Here is a 17,618-nt window from a genome sequence, read left to right as displayed (position 1 = left end):
ACAAATATGGATATCGCAATGCCGAATCTGACTGGAAAAATTGCCTTCGTCACCGGCGGCAGCCGGGGGATCGGGGCCGCCATCGTGCGCCGCCTCGCGGCCGATGGCGCCGACGTGGCTTTCACTTATGTGAGCGCTTCCTCGGCCGCCGGCGCGCAGGCGCTGGTACGCGAACTGTCGGGGGACGGGCGCCGCGCGCTCGCCATCCAGGCAGACGCGGCGGACGCGTCCGCGGTTCGCGGCGCGGTCGACCGGGCCGTCGCCGAACTGGGACCGATAGACGTGCTGGTCAACAACGCCGGCATCTTCCTGACCGGCACGATCGGCGAAACCAGCCTCGACGACTACGAGCGCACCATGGACGTCAACGTGCGCGCGCCGTTCGTCGCCATTCAAGCGGCACAGGCGTCCATGCCGGACGGCGGACGCATCATCAACATCGGCAGCTGCCTGGCAGGCCGCGCGGGCCGCGCAGGCGTTGCGCTGTATGCCGCCAGCAAGTCCGCGCTGGTCGGCCTGACCCAGGGCCTGGCGCGCGACCTGGGCGCACGCGGCATTACCGCCAATGTGGTGCACCCCGGCCCGATCGACACCGACATGAATCCCGCCGACGGCGCGCATGCGGCGGACCTGGTGGCGGTGCTGTCCCTGCCGCACTACGGCGAGGCGCGTGATATCGCCGGCATGGTGGCGTTCCTGGCCGGGCCGGAAGGGCGCTACGTCACGGGCGCGAGCCTGTCGGTGGATGGCGGATTTGCGGCTTGAGGCAGGCCTGGGAAAAGTTTTTTCCCAGGTGACTTGCACAAACCAAAAAAGCTGCATATAATCTTTCTTCTTCGCACTACACACATAACGAAACGCAGCGGCAGCGAACTAAAAAACGCGCAGCAAAGCGGACGAAACTGAGTGAAGTTGCAGGGCTGTTAGCTCAGTTGGTAGAGCAGCGGACTCTTAATCCGTAGGTCGAGTGTTCGAGCCACTCACAGCCCACCAGAATTCATAATGAAATCAACGCCCTAGTCGCTAAGCGACTAGGGCGTTTTTCATTGCCCCGCCGAGTTTGACCAAAACTTGACCGTGGCACATGAGCTGCAAGGTGGCTTGGCGCCGGGCGTGCATGGCGCTTCACCATATCGATGGTTTCCCAGCCCCAAGTTCTTTCAGCATCAGGAGCGGGATGCCATGGGAATAGGCGAGAGCCGGCCCGATGCGAAGAATGGTCAGAAGTACAGGCAGCTCTTGGCGGAATGCGGCCGGTGACCGCAAACGCATCCGTGCCATCAAGATGAAGCGTGGCGCTTATCGTGCAATATTAGTTTCGACTTCCTCCCATTCTCGCGCGACAAACGCGGCGCGCTCGCCCGTGTGCACGACGGGATCACGGCGCAAGCCGATGACCACGGCATCATGCGCAAGCTCGATTCTCTCGAGTGGATTGCCGTGCAGATCCATGGTCGCGCCAAGCAGGCTGCCGGCCGGCAGCGTGACGCCGGCTTCGACCGCCGGCATGAACAGGCCGCCATGCGCAAAGGTCAACCAGCCGCGCCGGGTCACGCGTCGCACGCGCTTGGCGACGAAGTCGTCGGCCTGACCGTCAAGGATTCCCAGGCGTGCAGCCAGCCGGGCGAAACCGCGCTCGGCCTGGTCGACGTTGGCGATCTCGCAGCGGCTGCCTCCTCCCAGTTCCAGCATGAATGCGGGTATACCCAACGCCAGGCACTGATAGTCGAGTGCGCCGGCGATATTGCCCGGCAGTTCACCCTTGCCACCCACATCCATGCGGCAGGCGACGTTGGGTTCGAACAGCGCAATCAGATCCAGTAGCGCTTCTTCAGACAATGGACTGTCCGGATGCACCTTGTAGACTGCGTAGACCCGTGAATCGAATAGCGCGTTCATGGTGTGCAGGTTGATCAGCAGGTCGGCGGTGCCGCGGATCTCCTGCATCAGTGCATGTGCCAGCCGCTCGGAGATCAGGCCGCCGGGGTTGCCGGGATAGCATTGGTCGAGATCGAGATCGTCATATGGATTGCGTTTCCGACGGCTGTCCAGTGCGTGGGGATTGGCCGTGGGAGTGACCACCACATTGCCGCTCATGGTGGCTGGGTCCAGGCTGCGCGCGAAGCGCAGGGCCGCCAGGATGCCGTTGATCTCATCGCCATGGACCTGCCCATTGAGCCATAGCGTTTTGCCTGGTCGGGCACCACGAATGGCTACGAAAGGCAGCTCCACGGCCATGCCGGATGCCATGGTCCCCACGTCGATCGCGCCCTGCTTGAGCGCGGGGCCCGAAAAATCAGAAAGAAAATCACGGATGACGCCCATCATGGTTCCTTGTATCGAAAGTGGTAGAAAAGTGCGCGCGCTCGGGCAGTGCCTGCCGGCCGAGCACGCCAATCGCTGGGGTATCGCCGGCGACGCCCGCCAGTCGTAGGCCCGCCCAGGCCGTGGCGGTATTCGACGAAAAAACGGGCACGCCCAGATCGGCTTCTAGTGCTTCGATCAGACCTAGCGTTGGCATATTGGTGCAACTCAGGAAGACAGCGTCAGCGCGACGCGCGTCGTCGGCGCGCGCCATCAGACGCTGGTACACCGTGCTCTCGTCCAATCCGCGTATGGCATTGCCGTCGCGACATTCCAGGGTGTCGTAGTGGCTGGCGTCGACGCCGTGAAATGCCAGGAATTCGGCCTCCTGGCGAGTGATCGCGTCGGGATATGGCGCCAGCATGTGGAGTCGACGCACGGTCAGGGCGCTGCATGCCTGCAATAGCGCGCTGGCGGTCGTGATGGCCGGGCACCCTGTGGCTGCGCGGATCCGCGCAGCGGCATCGTCATGCCTGTCATGTCCTGCCAGGAAGGTGCCGGACGTGCACGCAAACACATACGCCCGCGGGCTCGTGTCGCGCAACGCGGCCAGCGCCGCGTCGACACCGCGATGCAGCGTCAGCAGAGACTCGGCCGATAGCGCCGCGCCGTCGCGATGCAACCGCTGGAAATGGAAGCTGGCTTCGGACTGCCCCAACCGGGGAAACTCGACTTCACAGGTGATATTGCCTTCCGGCAGTAGCACGCCGATGCGCGCGACGGGACGAATCATGCGAGCCTCCGCCCTTAATCCAGCTTCAGGTTCATTGCCTTGATCAGCTGCGACCACTTGGCTGTATCGCCGGCAACGAATTGGGCGAAGGCGGCGCTGTCCATGGCGGGCGGTAGCTCGACCATCTGGCTCTTGAGCTTATTCACCAAGGCTGGCTCGGCCAGGGCTGCCTGTATCTTGTCGTGCAGCCACTGCACCGCTTCGGGAGGTGTGCCGGCGGGCGCGAAGAAACCATACCAATTGATGGCTTCGTAGCCCGGTAGCCCCGATTCCGCGACCGTCGGTGTATCCGGCAGCAAAGTCGAACGCTTGCCGCTGGTGACTGCCAGCAGCTTGATCTTTCCTGCGTTCACATTCGCCATCGCAGACGTGTCGACAAACATATAGTCGACGCGCCCGCCCATCAAGTCGATTAATGCCGGGGTCGAGCCTTTATACGGCACGTGCAGGGCGTTAATTCCAGCCATCTGGGCGAACATGGCGCCCGCGAGGTGCAGCGAGGTCCCCGTGCCCCCGGAACCATAGGTGAGCTTGCCCGGATTCTGCTTGCTGTAGCTGATCAGTTCGGCCACTGTGGTGAACGGCGCATCCGGCCTGGCCACCAGCAGGATGGGCATCTGCACGCCCATGGCCACGGCCTGCAGGTCTTTCGCGGGATCGTAGCTGAGCGAGCGGTAGGCGCTCGGGGCAATACTGATATTGCCCGGACTGCCCATCACGAACTGGTATCCGTCCGCCTTCGAACGAGCGATCGCACCTACGCCGATGATGCCGCCCGAGCCGGCACGGTTCTCCACGACGATGCTCGCCCCTGTGCTCTCGGTGATCTGCTGCGCGTAGAGCCGGCCGACCACGTCCACGCCGCCTCCGGCGGGGAACGGTACGGTGATGGTGATCGGCTTTTCCGGATAGGCGGCGCAGACCTGGGCTGCGCCTCCGAAGTAGGCTGCTACAGCGCAAGCGGACACGGCGAGCAGTCTGGAATAGGCATTTCTCATGGTTTTCTCCTTGTGTGTGTGTATGCGCTCGCCGTATGCGAGTGCTTGTCGCGACCGGACGGACGCTCGGCAGCCGTGGACGCGCGCTATTTCGCCAGAGCCGCCTGTTCGAAGCCCTGTGCGAGATCCTCGATGAGATCGGCCGGATTCTCGAGGCCGATGTGCAAGCGCACCACCGGCCCGTGGCCGCTCCAGTCTGTGACGCTACGCGCCTGGGTGAGGTGCGCGCCTGTGACCAGGCTCTCGTAGCCTCCCCAGGATGCACCCAAGCCGAACAGCCGCAGGCTGTCGATGAAGCGGTCAACGTTGGCTTGAGGTGTGCCTTCGGGCAATTCGAAAGACACCAGTCCATTGGTGCCTTGGCAATCGCGCAGCCACAATTCATGTCCGGGATGCGACGGCAGGGCTGGGCAGAATACCGTCCGCACCGCCGGCTGCTCCAGCAACCACTTCGCCACCGTCAGCGCGTGCTGTTCATGCATTTGGAGACGCGCTGCCAGGGTACGCATGCCGCGCAGCACCAGCCACGCATCGTCGGGGCTGACAGTCATGCCGAAGGCATCGCAGCGCTCGGCTAGCGCGCCCCAGGCTGCTTCGGTCGTAGCCACGGTTCCCATCATCACGTCCGAATGGCCGGATAGGTACTTGGTCGCGGCCATCACCGAAACGTCCGCGCCCAGCAGCAACGGCCGGTACTGGTAGCCCGATCCCCAAGTGTTGTCTGCCACCACGATCGCGCCGCGTTCGTGCGCCATGGCGGCGAGCGCGGGCAAGTCGCACATTTCGTAGACCAGCGAGCCGGGGCACTCGGCGTAGAGCATGCGGGTGTTGGGACGCATCTTCGCCTCGGCATCGCTGCCGTCGGCTGCGAAGAAGGTGTACTCGATACCGTAGGGCTGCAGGAACTGCTGCGCCATGTGCCGCACCGGTTGATAGGCGCTGTCGGTCAGCAGCACGTGATCGCCGGGCCGCAGGTAACTCAGCAACGTCATGCCGATGGCCGCCAGTCCGGTCGGGAGCAGGCGGGTGCGGTAGGCACCCTCCAGTTCGCTGACTGCGTCCTCCAGCGCGAAGGTGGTGGGCGTGCCGCGGGCGCCGTAGCTGAAGATGCGTTCCTGGCCCCGCCGCTCGCGCATTTCGCGCTGGTGAGCGGTATTTTCGAAGACGACCGTGCTGGCACGCACGATCGACGGGTTGACGGCCGTGCCACCGATGTACGCCGGGGCCTTTCCAGTGTGGGACAGGCGGGTTTGCGTACTCCATTTCCTGGACAGAGAGTGTTCGTCTTTCATCGTGAAACCATCTGGACTGACGGGGTTGACAGAGATCGGATCGGGAAGAAGATCGTGCGCATGATGTTGCTACCTGCCGGTTATGGCAGCCATGCGTGGCGTGGGTTAGTTGGCGGCGGGTGGCAGGCGGAAGGCCGCCAATTCCCGCTCGTCGAGCAGGGGTACCAGACCGGTTTCCCAGGCCAGGTATTGGCGGGCCGCCTCCTTGTTGCCATCGTGCCGGTCGTGCACAAAGAACAGGTAATCAACGCATGCTTCATCCGATGGGCGATCAGGGCTCGATTCGACCGGCATGGCCGCCTGCTGCCAGGCGCCCATGCCGCCCTCGAGCAGCAGCGGTGCCTGGGGAAGTTCCAGCGAAGCCCATTGCGCCAGCTCGGCCTCGTCCGCGACCAGCACGATCTGGCAGGGTTCGGCTACGAGGTCGCGCGCCAGGTTTGGGCCGATCGACCAGCGCGCGCCGGGTATGTGCGCGGCCCGGTAGCGCATGCCTGGACGCAGGTCCACCACCGCCACGTCCTGCCGTTGCAGGCGCCGCGCCAATTCCGGCACCGAGATGCTGGCCAGCGCCGGAGCGGGCGGGCTTGCTTCGACATCCAGCGCCAGGCCGCTGTTCAGCCCGCCGGCCAGCACGCAGGCGTCATGGCCCATCTGGCGCAGCCAGCTCGCAACTACGGGCGCGCGCACACCGTCGCTGTCGAAGAGCACCAGGCGCGCGCCGCGCACGCCGACATACTGGTCGCTCGCCTGCATCAATTGGCCGCCCGGCGTATGCTGCGCGCCCTGTAGCGACCCGGCCTTGAACTCTTCCGGCGTGCGCACGTCGCAGAGAAAGAGGGAACGTCCGACGTCCTGGAACCAGGTCCTTACGGTTGGCGCGTCCACGTAGGGCACGTCGAAGCGCGCCGCCAGGGCCCGGGCCTGCGTCTGCAGGGACTGTCCGCCGGAGTCGTCGGCATAGCGCCGGGTTCCACCATGCTCGAGCGGCAGGTCTGCCAGATACCAGCCCTGCGTGCCGTTTTCCAGCGCGTAGATTGGGTTGGGAACACCTAGGTTGATCAAGGTCTGCGCGCCGATGATCGAGCGCGTCCGGCCGGCGCAATTGATGACGATAGGCGTCGACTCGTCGGGCGCCAGGTTGCGGATGCGATAGGCCAGCTCGCCGTTTGGGCAGCAGATGGCGCCCGGAATATTCATCTTGCCGAACTCCGACACGGGACGCCCATCCAGCACCACCAACGGCGCTCCCTCGGCCTGCTTCTGCGCCAACTGCCGCGCGGTGATACGGGGTGTCCGATAGACGTGTTCTGCGAGCTCGCCGAAAGTCTTGGATGGCAGGTTCACGCCGGCGAACAATTGATAGCCCGCCCCGCGCCAGGCGCGGGTGCCGCCTTCCAGAATGGCGACCTGCGTGTAGCCCAGCGCCTCCAGGCGCAGGCGCGCGCGCTCGGCCACGCCCGCGCTGCCGCCTTCGCCTCCGTCATACACCACGACGCGAGCCTGCTTGCGCGGCACCAGGCGTGCAATCTCCAGCTCCAGCCGGCTATAGGGCAGCGAGGTCGCATAGAACAGGTGCGATTCGCCGTATTGGCCGTGCTCGCGCACATCGAGCAAGGCGATCTCCCTGCCATCGTGCAGCCAGGATTTGAGGGTGGAAGCGGAAACGGAAATAGGCATGAAGGGAGTCGGTAGATGGAGGCAGAGTGATGCACTGACGCGCACGCACGCGGTGGAGATCCGGTGCTGCGCTCAGCGGCGTGTCTGTACGCCGATCGGCATGGTCCGGTAGGTGCCAGTTTCCAGGTCGTAACTGACGCGCTCGTTCAGGGTTTCCAGCGCTCGGCCATACACGTGTAAATGGCGAATGATTTGCGCGCCGCGGATTTCCACCGAATGGATATCGTTGGGCATCAGCGCGATGCCCTGTCCCGGCGTCACCATCACCATCTCGGTCTCGCGCAGCGTTCCGACGCCGGGCACCGTACCGTCGTCGGAGCGTTCATAGACGCGGTTGTGCTCGCTACCCTCCACGGCGGCGATACAGGCCCAGGTCGTGTGATTGTGTGGCGCGATGCGTTTGACGGGGCGCATCACATTGAGATACAGCGCGTAGCTATGGTCTGGATCCTCGGCGATCAGATAGCGTGCCTGGTGCTCGCGGGCCTCGGGAGCTGGGTAATCGGCGGGTTGCCACAGATCTCGCCGTGCCGCGAGATCCAGCAACTGGTGCAATACCGCGTCCAGGTTTTCGCGCGTGGCTGGACCGGCGCCGATGGCACTCCTCATGGCGGAAACAGCCGAGGCCACGGCTTGTTCTCGTCGCTCAGCAATGTTGTTCAAGACGGGCTCCTTCTGGTCGTTGAAGGCCAATTTAGTCCCGCGCCCGATGTCAAACAATCTGGGGAGTTCAAGTTAATACTTCAATATAATTAAAGTATGGACATGCTTGATCTGGAACTTCTGCGGACTTTGGCGACCATCGCGAACAAAGGCAGCTTCGCCGCGGCTGCGTTGCAGCTCGGGCGCACGCAGTCCACCATCACGCAGCAGATGCAGCGCCTGGAAGACAAGGTTGGTCATGAACTATTCGAGAAACAAGGGCGGCAGAAGCGCCTGACCGATCATGGCCGGCGTCTGCTGGGCTATGCGTTGCATATGCTCGCGATCCATGACGAGGCGCTTAGAAATTTGCAGCACCGGCAGGTTCAGGGCCTGGTGCGCATCGGCGCGCCCCACGACACGGCCGACACCATGCTGCCACCCGTGCTGCAGGAAATTGCATTGAATTTTCCCGGCATGCAGTTCGATCTCCATGTCGGGCGCAGCCCGTTCCTGATGGAATCGCTCAAGCAGGGCGAGATGGACATGGTGATCTCCAACCGCGAGGACGAGGCCTTCGAGGGCTTTGTCCTGCGCTCCAGCCCCACCGTCTGGTTGTGCGGCGCCAACTATGCGCACGATCCGTTCAAGCCCATACCGCTGGTGATGGCGGACGGCCCGAGCATCTTTCGCCGGCTGGCCTGCGAAGCCCTGGACACCGCCGGCATTCCCTGGACGCCCAGCCATACCTCGACCAGCCTGGTCGGCATCCGCGCGGCGCTGCGCGCCGGACTGGGCGTCACGGCTCGCGGTGTGGAGCAGCTCGATCCGGGTCTGCGCGTGCTGGGTGCAGGCGACAACATGCCGCCGCTGCCGGACCTGGTCTATAGGCTCTACATTCGCAGCCACGTAGTCAATCCGGTGATCCGGCAGGTCTTCGAGAGCCTCCAGGCCCGCGTGCGCTTCAGCGGCGCGTAATGGCTCACGCAGCTCAAAGAACAGCGGCGGGCCTCAAATCTCAGGCGCAATAGCGCGTCGCTGCGGCTACATCACGGGCCGCGTTCGATACCGCGCCGGAAATGTACTGCTCTCGGTTCTTCGCCAAACAACAGAGCGCTTGTCTGGCAGACAGCATCGAGATGTCGGCGCAGTACCAGTACAGAGCGTTGCGTCCACCAGTTCAGCAAAAATCAGCACGCTTACTGATTTAGAGCGAATTTCAACCAGTTCAACCTTCGCTGGAGATCGTCCGATTTCCCTGTACGTCCACTGCAAAGCGCCACCTCAAAATCCATTACGGTTCCTGCACAATCACAGGGCTGTCATCGGTGGCAAATTCGCTGTCAACGATCTAGTACTTACCCTTACCGAAAGAAATCAAGCGCTCGCGGCGCTGGCTCTCTCACTCTATGACGACAGGCAATCCATTAGCTTTTTCAATACATTTTCCTGCAACATTAATTTGAATGGCTGGGCATGGCTCTTTAAGATCGGCTGCAACTCATACGCCGTTCTACAAGGAGATTCGCAATGCCGCAGCAAAAAAACCCGGGATCGGAACAGATCGGCACCACCATCGAACAGGTCAAGACGCTGTTCAGCCAAGAAGGTGAAAACCGGGCGACGTTGGAAAAAACGCTGTCCAAACTGATCGGTCTGGCCGCAAACAAAGACTGGTGGGACGAGTCGCACTACCCGGCGCCTGAAGCCGGTGAGCTGCAGGCCCGCTACCTGATCCAGGAAGATGCCGACAAGTCGTATGCGCTGTACCTGAACGTCATGCGCCCGGGCAAAAAAATCGTGCCGCATAACCATACGACCTGGGCATGTATCGCCGCGGTCGAAGGCGTGGAGCTGAACTACACCTATGATCGCAAGGATGACGGCAGCGAGCCCGGGCGCGCGCAGCTGGAAAAGACCGGCACCGTGGTAGTCGAGCCAGGAAGCGGCATTGCGCTGATGGCCGATGACATCCATGCCGTACATATCGAAGGCCAGGACGTGATCCGTCATCTGCACTTCTACGGCCGCGCGCTGGAAACGCTGGATCGCCGCATCTCCTTCGATTTGGAGAATGGCACTTGCCAGCAAATGGCTATCGGCGTGCAAACCCGCAAGTGAGGCGCGCCATGCTCAAGGATCAGACCACGCCTGCGCAAGAAGATGGCTTCAACACTCGTCTGCTGCGCGCGGGCCGTCCCCATCAAGGCTGGGTCAACACGCCCGTCACGCGTGCGAGCACCTATGTGTTTAACAGCGTGGGCGAATGGCGCGACACGCGTCAGCGGCGCGACCAGGAACGCCTGGCCTCGTACGGCGCACGCGGCACGGACAGCACCTATGCGCTGGAAGATGCCCTGGTCCTGTTGGAAGGCGGCTATCGCGCCAAGGTCTTCCCGACCGGTCTGGCGGCCATCGCCATGGTATTCCTGGCCTATCTAAAGTCCGGCGACCACGTGCTGATCACCGACGGCGTCTACGAGCCGGCACGCGCACTGTGTGCGCAAAGCCTGTCTCGCCTGGGCATCACGCACAGCTTCTATCGTCCGGATGGCAGCGATCTGGCCGAGAAGATTCAGCCCAATACGCGCATGATCTATGCCGAGAATCCCAGCTCGTTGATCTATGAGCTGATGGATTTGCGCAAGGTGTCGGCGCTGGCCAGGCAGCATGGCTGCCTGCTGGTTGTCGACAACACGTGGGGCTCTGGCATTCTGCATCAACCGCTGGCGCTGGGAGCAGACATCTCGCTGATGGCGGCCACCAAGTACCTTAGCGGCCATGCCGACATCATGATGGGTACCGTGGTCACTACCAAGGAAGTCTGGCAGGAGATGGAGACGGTGCAGGTCAACTATGGCCAGACTGTCGGCGCCGATGACGCCTGGCTGATGCTGCGCGGCCTGCGCACACTGCCAGTACGCATGCGCACTCACCAGGAAAACATGCTGCGGGTGGCCGATTGGTTGCGCAATGATCCACGCGTCGCCCGCGTCTACGCCGCAGGCTTGGCCGAGGGCGAGCAGGCCGGGATCTTCCAGCGAGACTTCAAGGGCAGCAATGGCCTGGTATCGGTGGAATTCAAGGCGGATATCAGCGCACGGCAGATGGAGGCCATGATCGACGCGCTGCGCCTTTTTGGCATTGGCGCATCCTGGGGCGGATTCGAGAGCCTTGTTGTTCCCATGAATATGGTGTCGGCGCGCAGTCTGTCGGACTGGAAGGCGCGCGGGGCCATGTGCCGCTTTCACATCGGCCTAGAGGAACCGGCGGACATCATCGCGGACCTGCAACAAGCCTTCGACGCCCACCTTTCCTAGCTGTGTCGCCAGCTGCGGCCGGCACCCTTCCTTTCTGTAGAACCCATGGCAACCAACCACACTATTCGCGCACGCGAAGACGCCGCCACGCTCAAAGACTGGCTGCATGACGGTCAGGAAATCGCCTTGCTGGACGTGCGCGAACACGGTCAGTACGGCGAAGCCCATCTTTTTTACGCTGTCAACGCTCCCTATAGCCGCCTGGAATTCGAAGTGGCCCGCCTCGTACCGCGCAAGACCACCCGTGTTGTCGTCTATGACAACAATGACGGTGTCGCCGAGCGCGCCGCCCAGGCGTTGCGTCAGCAGGGCTATACCGAGGTAGGCGTCCTCGATGGCGGCGTGCAGGCCTGGGACGCGGCGGGCTACGCCCTCTTTGCGGGCGTCAACCTGCCCAGCAAGACCTTTGGCGAACTCGCCGAGCACGAGCTGCACACGCCGGCCATCGGCGCTGAAGAATTGAACCGCCGTATCGCCGCTGGCGAAAACCTGGTGGTGTTGGACGGACGGCCGTTCACCGAATACCAGAAGATGAGCATTCCAACGGCGACCTGCTGCCCGAACGGGGAGCTTGCCCTGCATATCGATACGCTCGTGCCGGATGAGAGCACCACCATCGTTATCAATTGCGCCGGCCGGACGCGCAGCATCATCGGCGCGCAGACACTGATCAATCTGGGCGTGAAGAACCCGATCTACGCGCTGGAAAACGGCACGCAGGGCTGGTATCTGAAAGACTATCCGCTGGATCAAGGTCAGAGCCGCCGCCACGCGATCGACGCCGCGCCGCTGACACTGGACCGGGCACGCGCGCGCGCGCAAGCACTGGCCGCCCGTCACGGCATACCCAACATCAAGCCCGAAAAGCTTGCTTCCTTGCTAGCCGATCCCGAGCGCAGTACCTACGTCTTTGATGTGCGTACGCCGGAAGAATATGCCCAGGGTACCTATGCCGGCGCAGCTCATGCCGCAGGCGGCCAGTTGATCCAGGCCACCGACCAATACGTGGGCACGCGCAATGCGCGGTTGGTTCTGGTCGACAGCGAAGGCGTGCGCGCTCCCGCCGTCGCCAGCTGGTTGCGCCAACTGGGCTGGGAAGTCTATGTGCTAGACGCAGTTGCCGGTGGCGCGCCGGTATCGGCCGACGCGCAGGTCGAAAATCGACTTGCTCGAGTGGACAGCAAGACAGCAGCTCGTCTGCGCGATGAAGGCGCGGCATTGGTCGATGTGCGGCCCAGCATGAGCTATCGAGCAAGCCATATCGACGGCGCTCGCTGGAGCATACGCAGCCGCGCCGAGGCGCTGAATGGCGTCACCGTGCTTGTGGCCGACGATGCCCGCGTGGCTGAGCTGTATGCCCGCGAGCTGGCCGGCAGCGGCCCGCTCTACTTCTTGCTGGATACGCCGGCGCAATGGCAGGCCGCAGGCCTGCCGCTGGCCGAGACGCCGGATCTTCCGTCCGACGCAGAGTGCATTGATTTCCTGTTCTTCGTGCATGACCGCCATCACGGCAACAAGGCCGCGGCTATCAAGTATCTGGAATGGGAAACCAATCTGGTCAACCAGATCGACGCGCGCGAACGTGCGGCATATCGCTTTCAACCCTGACGTTTCCATCCCTCGGCGCGGGACACGATTCTCGCGCCGTTACGCATAAACCAAGGAGAAAACCCATGAAACCCGTCGTCGCCATCGCTCTTGCACTGTTGGCCACCGCCGCTCACGCCGGTGACTTGAATGATGTGAAGAGCAAGAAACAGTTGGTCTGCGGCACGCAAAGCGCCAGCGAACCCTATGCCTACCAGGACCCGGCCACGCGCAAGTTTGTAGGCTACGACGTTGATATATGCCAGGCGCTGGCCAAAGGCCTGGGCGTGGAGCTGGTGCATAAGCCGCTGTCTACCGAAGCCCGAATTCCGGAGCTGAAGATGGGCCGCGTCGATGTGGTGGCGGGCTCCATGGCCTATTTGCCAGAACGCGCCGCGCAGGTGGACTACAGCGTCCAGTATCTGCAAGGCAATATCAAAGTGTTGGTGCGCAAGGACGACAAGCTCGGCACGCTGGCGCAGCTAGAAGGAAAACGCATCTGCGCCAGCAAGGGATCGTCGTCGGCCGCCATTGCCGGGCGCGTGCTGGCAAAGTCGCAGATCGTGACGTATCAGGATCTGGCCACCTGCTATCTGGGCCTGCAGAACGGCAAGGTGGACGGCATCTCGGCCGGCGAACTGACGCTCAAGCGATTTGAAATCGAGTCGGCGAAATCTGGCAGCGCCGCGACGCTGATCGATGAACCGCTGTTCACCGAGCGCATGGGCGTAGTGGCTTCCAAGGGCAATACCGCACTGATCGAGGCCATCAATAAAGTCATCAGCAAGATGGATGGCGATGGCGAACTCGACGCCATCTATGCCAAGTGGCTGGGCAAAGACTCGATTTACCAGTTGACTCGCAAGTTCAAGGTCGAACCTGTTGCTCTTGCCAATTGAGGATGAATCGGCGGCTCGCGAGAGCCGCCATCGCTGCATATGGATCTGAACATCTCTTTCTTGTTGCATGGGCAATATGGCGCCCTGCTGCTGTCAGGGCTCATGACCACGTTGCTGGTATTTGCCCTCGCCTGGGTGCTCGGCATGACGCTGGCGATCGCCATCGTGCTGTTGCGCGCCATCCCCTTCAAACCGCTCGACGCGCTGATGTCGCTGTTCGTCGAATACCACCGCAATGTGCCCACCGTGGTGCAGATTATGGTGTGGTACTTCGGCATTCCGCAACTGCTGCCGCCCGACATCCGCGCCTTCGTCAATGCCAGCAACACCGAGATCCTGTTTGCGGTGGTGGCCTTGTCGCTCAATGTCAGCGCCTATATGTCGGAGGATCTTCGTTCCGGTCTCAAGGCCATCCCGGCCGCGCAGATCGAAGCCGGACGATCCATTGGCTTGAGTTTTCTGCAGGCCATGCGTTACGTCGTGCTGCCACAGGCCTTGCGCATCGGTCTGCCGCCGCTGGTCAACCGATCGCTGATCCTGTTCAAAGACACCAGCCTGACTATGGTCATCGGTGTGGCTGAGCTGACCTATCAGGCCAAGAACATCGACAACCTGACCTTCCGCACCTTCGATGTCTTCGCCGTCACCACGCTGATTTACCTGCTGTGCTCGATCACCATCATGCTCATCGGCAGCCGGGTCGAGAAGGCCTATCCATCGGCTTACAAGGGGTAAAGCATGCTGGAACTACTGCATAAATACGGCACGATGTTCATGGTGGGATCCTGGCCCAATGGCCCCCTGGGCGGTTTTGCAGCCACGCTGCTGCTGGCCGTTCTGGGCCTGGCGCTGGCCTTCCCGATTGCGGTGCTGCTGGGTTTTGCCCGTATCGGACCCTACCGCGTGCTGCGTATTCTGGCGACCTGCTGGGTCACGGCGTTTCGCGGCGTCCCGCTCATCATGATCATCTTCTGGGCCTATTTCGCCGTGCCGATGGTCACAGGCATGACGATCTCGCCGTTCAAGACCGCCCTGGTGGCCATCGTGCTGTACGAAAGCGCTTTTCTGGCGGAAATCGTGCGCGCCGGCCTGCAGGGCCTGCCGCGCGGCCAGACCGAAGCGGCGCGTTCGGCCGGCCTGTCGTACTGGCAAAGCATGCGATTTGTCATCCTGCCGCAGGCGCTTGTCAACATGATTCCGTCGCTGGTAAGCCAGTTTGTATCGACCATCAAGGCGACCTCCATTGTCTATGTCATCGGTGTCGAGGAAGTCACGTTCGTCGGCCAGCAGATCAACAGCATCGAACTGACGTCTGCGTTGCAAACCTATCTGATCCTGGCGGGCATCTACTTTGTCATCTGCCTGGCCTTGTCCAAGCTGGCCAAGCGCATCGAATCACGCATACAACGCCGCCGCCTGGGTCTGGCGTAAGCAGCGATAAGGGGAAAAGACATGATCGAAATGAAGAACGTCAACAAATGGTATGGCGACTATCACGCTCTCAATGACGTCAACGGCCGTATCGAGAAAGGCGAGGTGCTGGTGGTTTGTGGGCCGTCCGGCTCGGGCAAGTCCACCATGATCCGCACGCTCAATCGTCTGGAGTCGATTCAGAAAGGCGACATCACCATCAATGGCGCCAGCATCTACGACCGCGAGTCGGATCTGAACAAGCTGCGTGCCTCCATTGGCTTTGTGTTCCAGCAGTTCAATCTCTTTCCGCACTATTCGGTGCGCGAGAACATCACGCTGTCGGCGCGCAAGGTGTTTGGCATGCCGACGCGCGAGGCCGACCAGATGGCCGAAGCGCTGCTGGCCAAGGTTGGCTTGGCGCACAAGATAGACGCCATGCCCATCAATCTGTCGGGCGGCCAGCAGCAACGCGTTGCGATTGCGCGCGCGCTGGCACAACGCCCGCCAGTCATACTGTTTGACGAGCCGACTAGCGCGCTGGACCCCGAAATGGTGTCCGAAGTGCTCAATGTCATGAAGACTCTGGCTTCCGAGGGCATGACCATGGTGATCGTCACCCATGAAATGGACTTTGCGCGCGAGGTCGCTGATCGCATCTGGTTCATGGATGCCGGGACCATTCTGGAAGACAGCACACCCGAGGCCTTCTTCACGGCACCCAGGCATCCGCGTGCCTGCAAGTTCCTGGAGGATGTGCGTCATTGATCCAGATGAGGCAGGCGCGCCATATTCCGGCTGTCACGTCAAGGAAAGTCCATGCGCAATCTGGATCTTGAGCTGCTGCGCACTCTGGTGGCTATCGCCGAACACGATTCATTCTCCGCTGCGGCGGAAAGTCTGCACAAGACCCAATCTGCTGTTACGCAGCAGATGCTGCGCTTGGAGAGCCTGGTCGATCTACCGCTGTTTGAAAAGCGCGGCCGCAATAAGCGGCTGTCCAGCCATGGCGAAAAGCTGGTCACGTATGCACGCCATATGCTGGCCATGAATGACGAAGCTCTGCGCTCGTTGCAAGACAGTCTGCTCGAAGGCGAGTTGCGTCTGGGGTCGCCGCACGATGTGGCCGACAGCATTCTGCCCAGCCTCTTGATCCATGTGGTGCGCACCTTCCCTCGCATCAAGCTGGAAATCCGGGTGGACCGCAGCCCCAATCTGATGACGGCCTTGCGTAAGGGTGAGGTGGATCTGGCAGTGTCGACTCGCTTTGATCAGGAGTTCGAAGGCGTGGTCTTGCGCACTTCTCCCACGGTATGGCTGTGCTCGGCAGACTACGTGCACGACATCAACGCTCCCTTGCCGCTGGTGCTTGCCGATGAGCCGAGCATTTTTCGCCGCATTGCGCTCAATGCGCTGGAGCAATCACAGCTACGCTCGCAAACCAATTATGTTGCGCCCAATCTGGTGGCCATCAAGGCCGCCTTGCGTGCGCGCCTTGGCATCACTGCGCGCAGCGTGGAACTGCTGGGCTCGGATATGCGGGTGCTGGGAGAGAAAGAGGGGTTGCCCCGGCTGCCCGATGTCAATTACTACCTTTGGATACGGCGGGATCACATCAACCCCTTGACCCGCCACGTCTACAACATGCTGAAGTCCAATCTGCGGCTGTCGTCCAATAGCGACGAGCAGAGCGGCTAGTACTCGTTGGCGCGTAGCGCCATCTCCACAGTTTCGGCCGGCTTGCCCAGACGCTGCGCAAAGACCGGCTACAGACCTGCGCCATCGCCCGCTTGGAAATGGCCGCTGTCGACCGGATCGCGGGCAGAGACAAGGCCTCCTTGAACCCCGCCATGGGCAGATACAGGCCCGCGATACGGTCGCCAATGAACAGATTGCCAATGGGGCTGTCAGTAAACCAGGTAGGCGGATCGCTTAAGTCACGGCTTAACACAGGGTAAACGTCCGCTGAATCACGGCAGAGTTGATGTTCTTTATAGTGGACTCGTTTCCAACCGAGAGAGCCACGCATGTCCAGTCCCGCTGCCATACCCGCCTATCCCCGGGCTGTGTTGTTCGACCTGCTGACCGCCTTGCTCGACTCCTGGACCATATGGAATCGCGCCGCCGGTTCCGAGGCCGCCGGGCGGGCGTGGCGCGCGGAATATCTGCGGCGCACGTATGGCTGCGGCGCTTATCAGCCCTACGAACAGCTGCTGCGGGAGGCCGCGTCCGCGGTTGGTTTACCCGCGACGGCGCCGGACGCGCTGGAGGCTGGCTGGGACGAGTTGCCCGCCTGGGATGGCGCTCGCGAATTGCTGCAGGCCTTGCGGCCGCATTGCCGCCTGGCCGTGGTTACCAATTGCTCCGCGCGTCTCGGGCGCCGAGCCGCGAGCCTGCTGGGCGTGGACTGGGACGTGGTGGTGACGTCGGAGGAGGCGGGCTACTACAAGCCCGATCCGCGTCCTTATGAACTGGCGTTGGCGCAGTTGCAGGTGCAGCCCGCCCAAGCCGCGTTCATTGCAGGTTCTGGCTACGACATGTTCGGCACCAGCAAGGTCGGCCTGCGCACGTATTGGCACAATCGCGTGGGGCTGGCGTTGCCGGAAGGCGCGGCGCGGCCGGAACTGGAGTCCGCGCGGCTGGAAGCGGCGCTGCCGTGGCTGGAGCGATTCAACGCCGCCTGACGGCAAGCCACT

The 17,618-nt window shown here is 62.3% G+C and carries 17 protein-coding genes and 1 tRNA gene; 12 read left to right on the top strand and 6 right to left on the bottom strand.

The annotated features are described in order from the left end of the window. Positions 1 to 18 precede the first annotated feature (18 nt). Positions 19 to 765, top strand: coding sequence for a 3-oxoacyl-ACP reductase family protein (locus IAG39_RS26960; protein ID WP_118932629.1), 747 nt, complete (start codon positions 19 to 21; stop codon positions 763 to 765). Between the two features lie 152 nt (positions 766 to 917). Beyond that, positions 918 to 993: transfer RNA gene (locus tag IAG39_RS26955), tRNA-Lys, on the top strand. Between the two features lie 306 nt (positions 994 to 1,299). Here the strand turns inward: IAG39_RS26955 and IAG39_RS26950 are convergent. The 6 genes from IAG39_RS26950 to IAG39_RS26925 all read right to left on the bottom strand — a co-directional run bounded on the left by IAG39_RS26950 (position 1,300) and on the right by IAG39_RS26925 (position 7,673). Next, complete coding sequence (locus IAG39_RS26950; protein WP_223283375.1) at positions 1,300 to 2,328, bottom strand: M14 family metallopeptidase; 1,029 nt, start codon at positions 2,326 to 2,328, stop codon at positions 1,300 to 1,302. Beyond that, positions 2,309 to 3,097: an aspartate/glutamate racemase family protein gene (locus tag IAG39_RS26945; RefSeq protein ID WP_118932631.1), complete on the bottom strand. Its 789-nt coding sequence runs from the start codon at positions 3,095 to 3,097 to the stop codon at positions 2,309 to 2,311. Before IAG39_RS26945 ends, IAG39_RS26950 begins: the two co-directional genes overlap by 20 nt. Before the next feature lie 14 nt (positions 3,098 to 3,111). Beyond that, the gene (locus IAG39_RS26940) at positions 3,112 to 4,095 is read right to left on the bottom strand and encodes a Bug family tripartite tricarboxylate transporter substrate binding protein (RefSeq protein ID WP_118932632.1); all 984 of its coding nucleotides are present in this window, start codon (positions 4,093 to 4,095) and stop codon (positions 3,112 to 3,114) included. An 86-nt stretch (positions 4,096 to 4,181) separates the two neighbouring features. Beyond that, positions 4,182 to 5,387 (bottom strand): cystathionine beta-lyase, encoded by a 1,206-nt coding sequence (metC, locus tag IAG39_RS26935; RefSeq protein ID WP_118932633.1) that lies wholly within the window; start codon positions 5,385 to 5,387, stop codon positions 4,182 to 4,184. Between the two features lie 105 nt (positions 5,388 to 5,492). Then, a complete protein-coding gene (locus IAG39_RS26930) occupies positions 5,493 to 7,064 on the bottom strand; it encodes a rhodanese-like domain-containing protein (RefSeq protein WP_118932634.1) in 1,572 nt (523 codons plus the stop codon). 72 nt (positions 7,065 to 7,136) lie between these two features. After that, a complete protein-coding gene (locus tag IAG39_RS26925; protein WP_410469190.1) occupies positions 7,137 to 7,673 on the bottom strand; it encodes a hypothetical protein in 537 nt (178 codons plus the stop codon). Between the two features lie 150 nt (positions 7,674 to 7,823). Here IAG39_RS26925 and IAG39_RS26920 point away from each other — a divergent pair, with 150 nt between their 5' ends. From IAG39_RS26920 to IAG39_RS26875, 10 genes are all read left to right on the top strand, one after another. Then, positions 7,824 to 8,684 carry a LysR substrate-binding domain-containing protein gene (locus tag IAG39_RS26920; RefSeq protein ID WP_118932635.1) on the top strand — a complete coding sequence of 287 codons (861 nt, stop codon included), beginning with the start codon at positions 7,824 to 7,826 and terminating at the stop codon, positions 8,682 to 8,684. Between the two features lie 552 nt (positions 8,685 to 9,236). Beyond that, entirely contained in the window at positions 9,237 to 9,827 is a 591-nt protein-coding gene (locus IAG39_RS26915) for a cysteine dioxygenase family protein (protein ID WP_276310543.1), read from the top strand. 8 nt (positions 9,828 to 9,835) lie between these two features. Further along, a complete protein-coding gene (gene metC / locus IAG39_RS26910; RefSeq protein ID WP_118932636.1) occupies positions 9,836 to 11,026 on the top strand; it encodes a cystathionine beta-lyase in 1,191 nt (396 codons plus the stop codon). Between the two features lie 45 nt (positions 11,027 to 11,071). Beyond that, on the top strand, positions 11,072 to 12,634 hold the full coding sequence (locus IAG39_RS26905) for a rhodanese-like domain-containing protein (RefSeq protein WP_118932637.1): 1,563 nt from the start codon (positions 11,072 to 11,074) through the stop codon (positions 12,632 to 12,634). Positions 12,635 to 12,699: 65 nt separating this feature from the next. After that, a complete protein-coding gene (locus IAG39_RS26900; protein ID WP_118932638.1) occupies positions 12,700 to 13,512 on the top strand; it encodes a transporter substrate-binding domain-containing protein in 813 nt (270 codons plus the stop codon). Positions 13,513 to 13,551: 39 nt separating this feature from the next. Continuing rightward, positions 13,552 to 14,247, top strand: coding sequence for an amino acid ABC transporter permease (locus IAG39_RS26895; RefSeq protein ID WP_118932639.1), 696 nt, complete (start codon positions 13,552 to 13,554; stop codon positions 14,245 to 14,247). Between the two features lie 3 nt (positions 14,248 to 14,250). Further along, complete coding sequence (locus IAG39_RS26890; RefSeq protein WP_118932640.1) at positions 14,251 to 14,943, top strand: amino acid ABC transporter permease; 693 nt, start codon at positions 14,251 to 14,253, stop codon at positions 14,941 to 14,943. A gap of 21 nt (positions 14,944 to 14,964) precedes the next feature. Next, complete coding sequence (locus IAG39_RS26885; protein WP_118932641.1) at positions 14,965 to 15,690, top strand: amino acid ABC transporter ATP-binding protein; 726 nt, start codon at positions 14,965 to 14,967, stop codon at positions 15,688 to 15,690. Positions 15,691 to 15,741: 51 nt separating this feature from the next. Beyond that, positions 15,742 to 16,620, top strand: coding sequence for a LysR substrate-binding domain-containing protein (locus IAG39_RS26880; protein WP_118932642.1), 879 nt, complete (start codon positions 15,742 to 15,744; stop codon positions 16,618 to 16,620). A 329-nt stretch (positions 16,621 to 16,949) separates the two neighbouring features. After that, positions 16,950 to 17,606: an HAD family hydrolase gene (locus IAG39_RS26875; protein WP_118932643.1), complete on the top strand. Its 657-nt coding sequence runs from the start codon at positions 16,950 to 16,952 to the stop codon at positions 17,604 to 17,606. The last annotated feature ends 12 nt before the right edge of the window (positions 17,607 to 17,618 follow it).

It is taken from the genome of Achromobacter xylosoxidans, assembly GCF_014490035.1.
Taxonomy (GTDB): Bacteria; Pseudomonadota; Gammaproteobacteria; order Burkholderiales; family Burkholderiaceae_B; genus Achromobacter; species Achromobacter bronchisepticus_A.
Note: the sequence above shows the minus strand (reverse complement) of the source record. Positions and strands in the feature narration are given on the sequence as shown.

Bases quoted from the DNA above. Each gene is read 5' to 3' on its own strand.
- IAG39_RS26960 (WP_118932629.1), top strand. From the start codon at position 19: ATGCCGAATCTGACTGGAAAAATTGCCTTCGTCACCGGCGGCAGCCGG.
- IAG39_RS26950 (WP_223283375.1), bottom strand. From the start codon at position 2,328: ATGATGGGCGTCATCCGTGATTTTCTTTCTGATTTTTCGGGCCCCGCG.
- IAG39_RS26945 (WP_118932631.1), bottom strand. From the start codon at position 3,097: ATGATTCGTCCCGTCGCGCGCATCGGCGTGCTACTGCCGGAAGGCAAT.
- IAG39_RS26940 (WP_118932632.1), bottom strand. From the start codon at position 4,095: ATGAGAAATGCCTATTCCAGACTGCTCGCCGTGTCCGCTTGCGCTGTA.
- metC (WP_118932633.1), bottom strand. From the start codon at position 5,387: ATGAAAGACGAACACTCTCTGTCCAGGAAATGGAGTACGCAAACCCGC.
- IAG39_RS26930 (WP_118932634.1), bottom strand. From the start codon at position 7,064: ATGCCTATTTCCGTTTCCGCTTCCACCCTCAAATCCTGGCTGCACGAT.
- IAG39_RS26925 (WP_410469190.1), bottom strand. From the start codon at position 7,673: ATGAGGAGTGCCATCGGCGCCGGTCCAGCCACGCGCGAAAACCTGGAC.
- IAG39_RS26920 (WP_118932635.1), top strand. From the start codon at position 7,824: ATGGACATGCTTGATCTGGAACTTCTGCGGACTTTGGCGACCATCGCG.
- IAG39_RS26915 (WP_276310543.1), top strand. From the start codon at position 9,237: ATGCCGCAGCAAAAAAACCCGGGATCGGAACAGATCGGCACCACCATC.
- metC (WP_118932636.1), top strand. From the start codon at position 9,836: ATGCTCAAGGATCAGACCACGCCTGCGCAAGAAGATGGCTTCAACACT.
- IAG39_RS26905 (WP_118932637.1), top strand. From the start codon at position 11,072: ATGGCAACCAACCACACTATTCGCGCACGCGAAGACGCCGCCACGCTC.
- IAG39_RS26900 (WP_118932638.1), top strand. From the start codon at position 12,700: ATGAAACCCGTCGTCGCCATCGCTCTTGCACTGTTGGCCACCGCCGCT.
- IAG39_RS26895 (WP_118932639.1), top strand. From the start codon at position 13,552: ATGGATCTGAACATCTCTTTCTTGTTGCATGGGCAATATGGCGCCCTG.
- IAG39_RS26890 (WP_118932640.1), top strand. From the start codon at position 14,251: ATGCTGGAACTACTGCATAAATACGGCACGATGTTCATGGTGGGATCC.
- IAG39_RS26885 (WP_118932641.1), top strand. From the start codon at position 14,965: ATGATCGAAATGAAGAACGTCAACAAATGGTATGGCGACTATCACGCT.
- IAG39_RS26880 (WP_118932642.1), top strand. From the start codon at position 15,742: ATGCGCAATCTGGATCTTGAGCTGCTGCGCACTCTGGTGGCTATCGCC.
- IAG39_RS26875 (WP_118932643.1), top strand. From the start codon at position 16,950: ATGTCCAGTCCCGCTGCCATACCCGCCTATCCCCGGGCTGTGTTGTTC.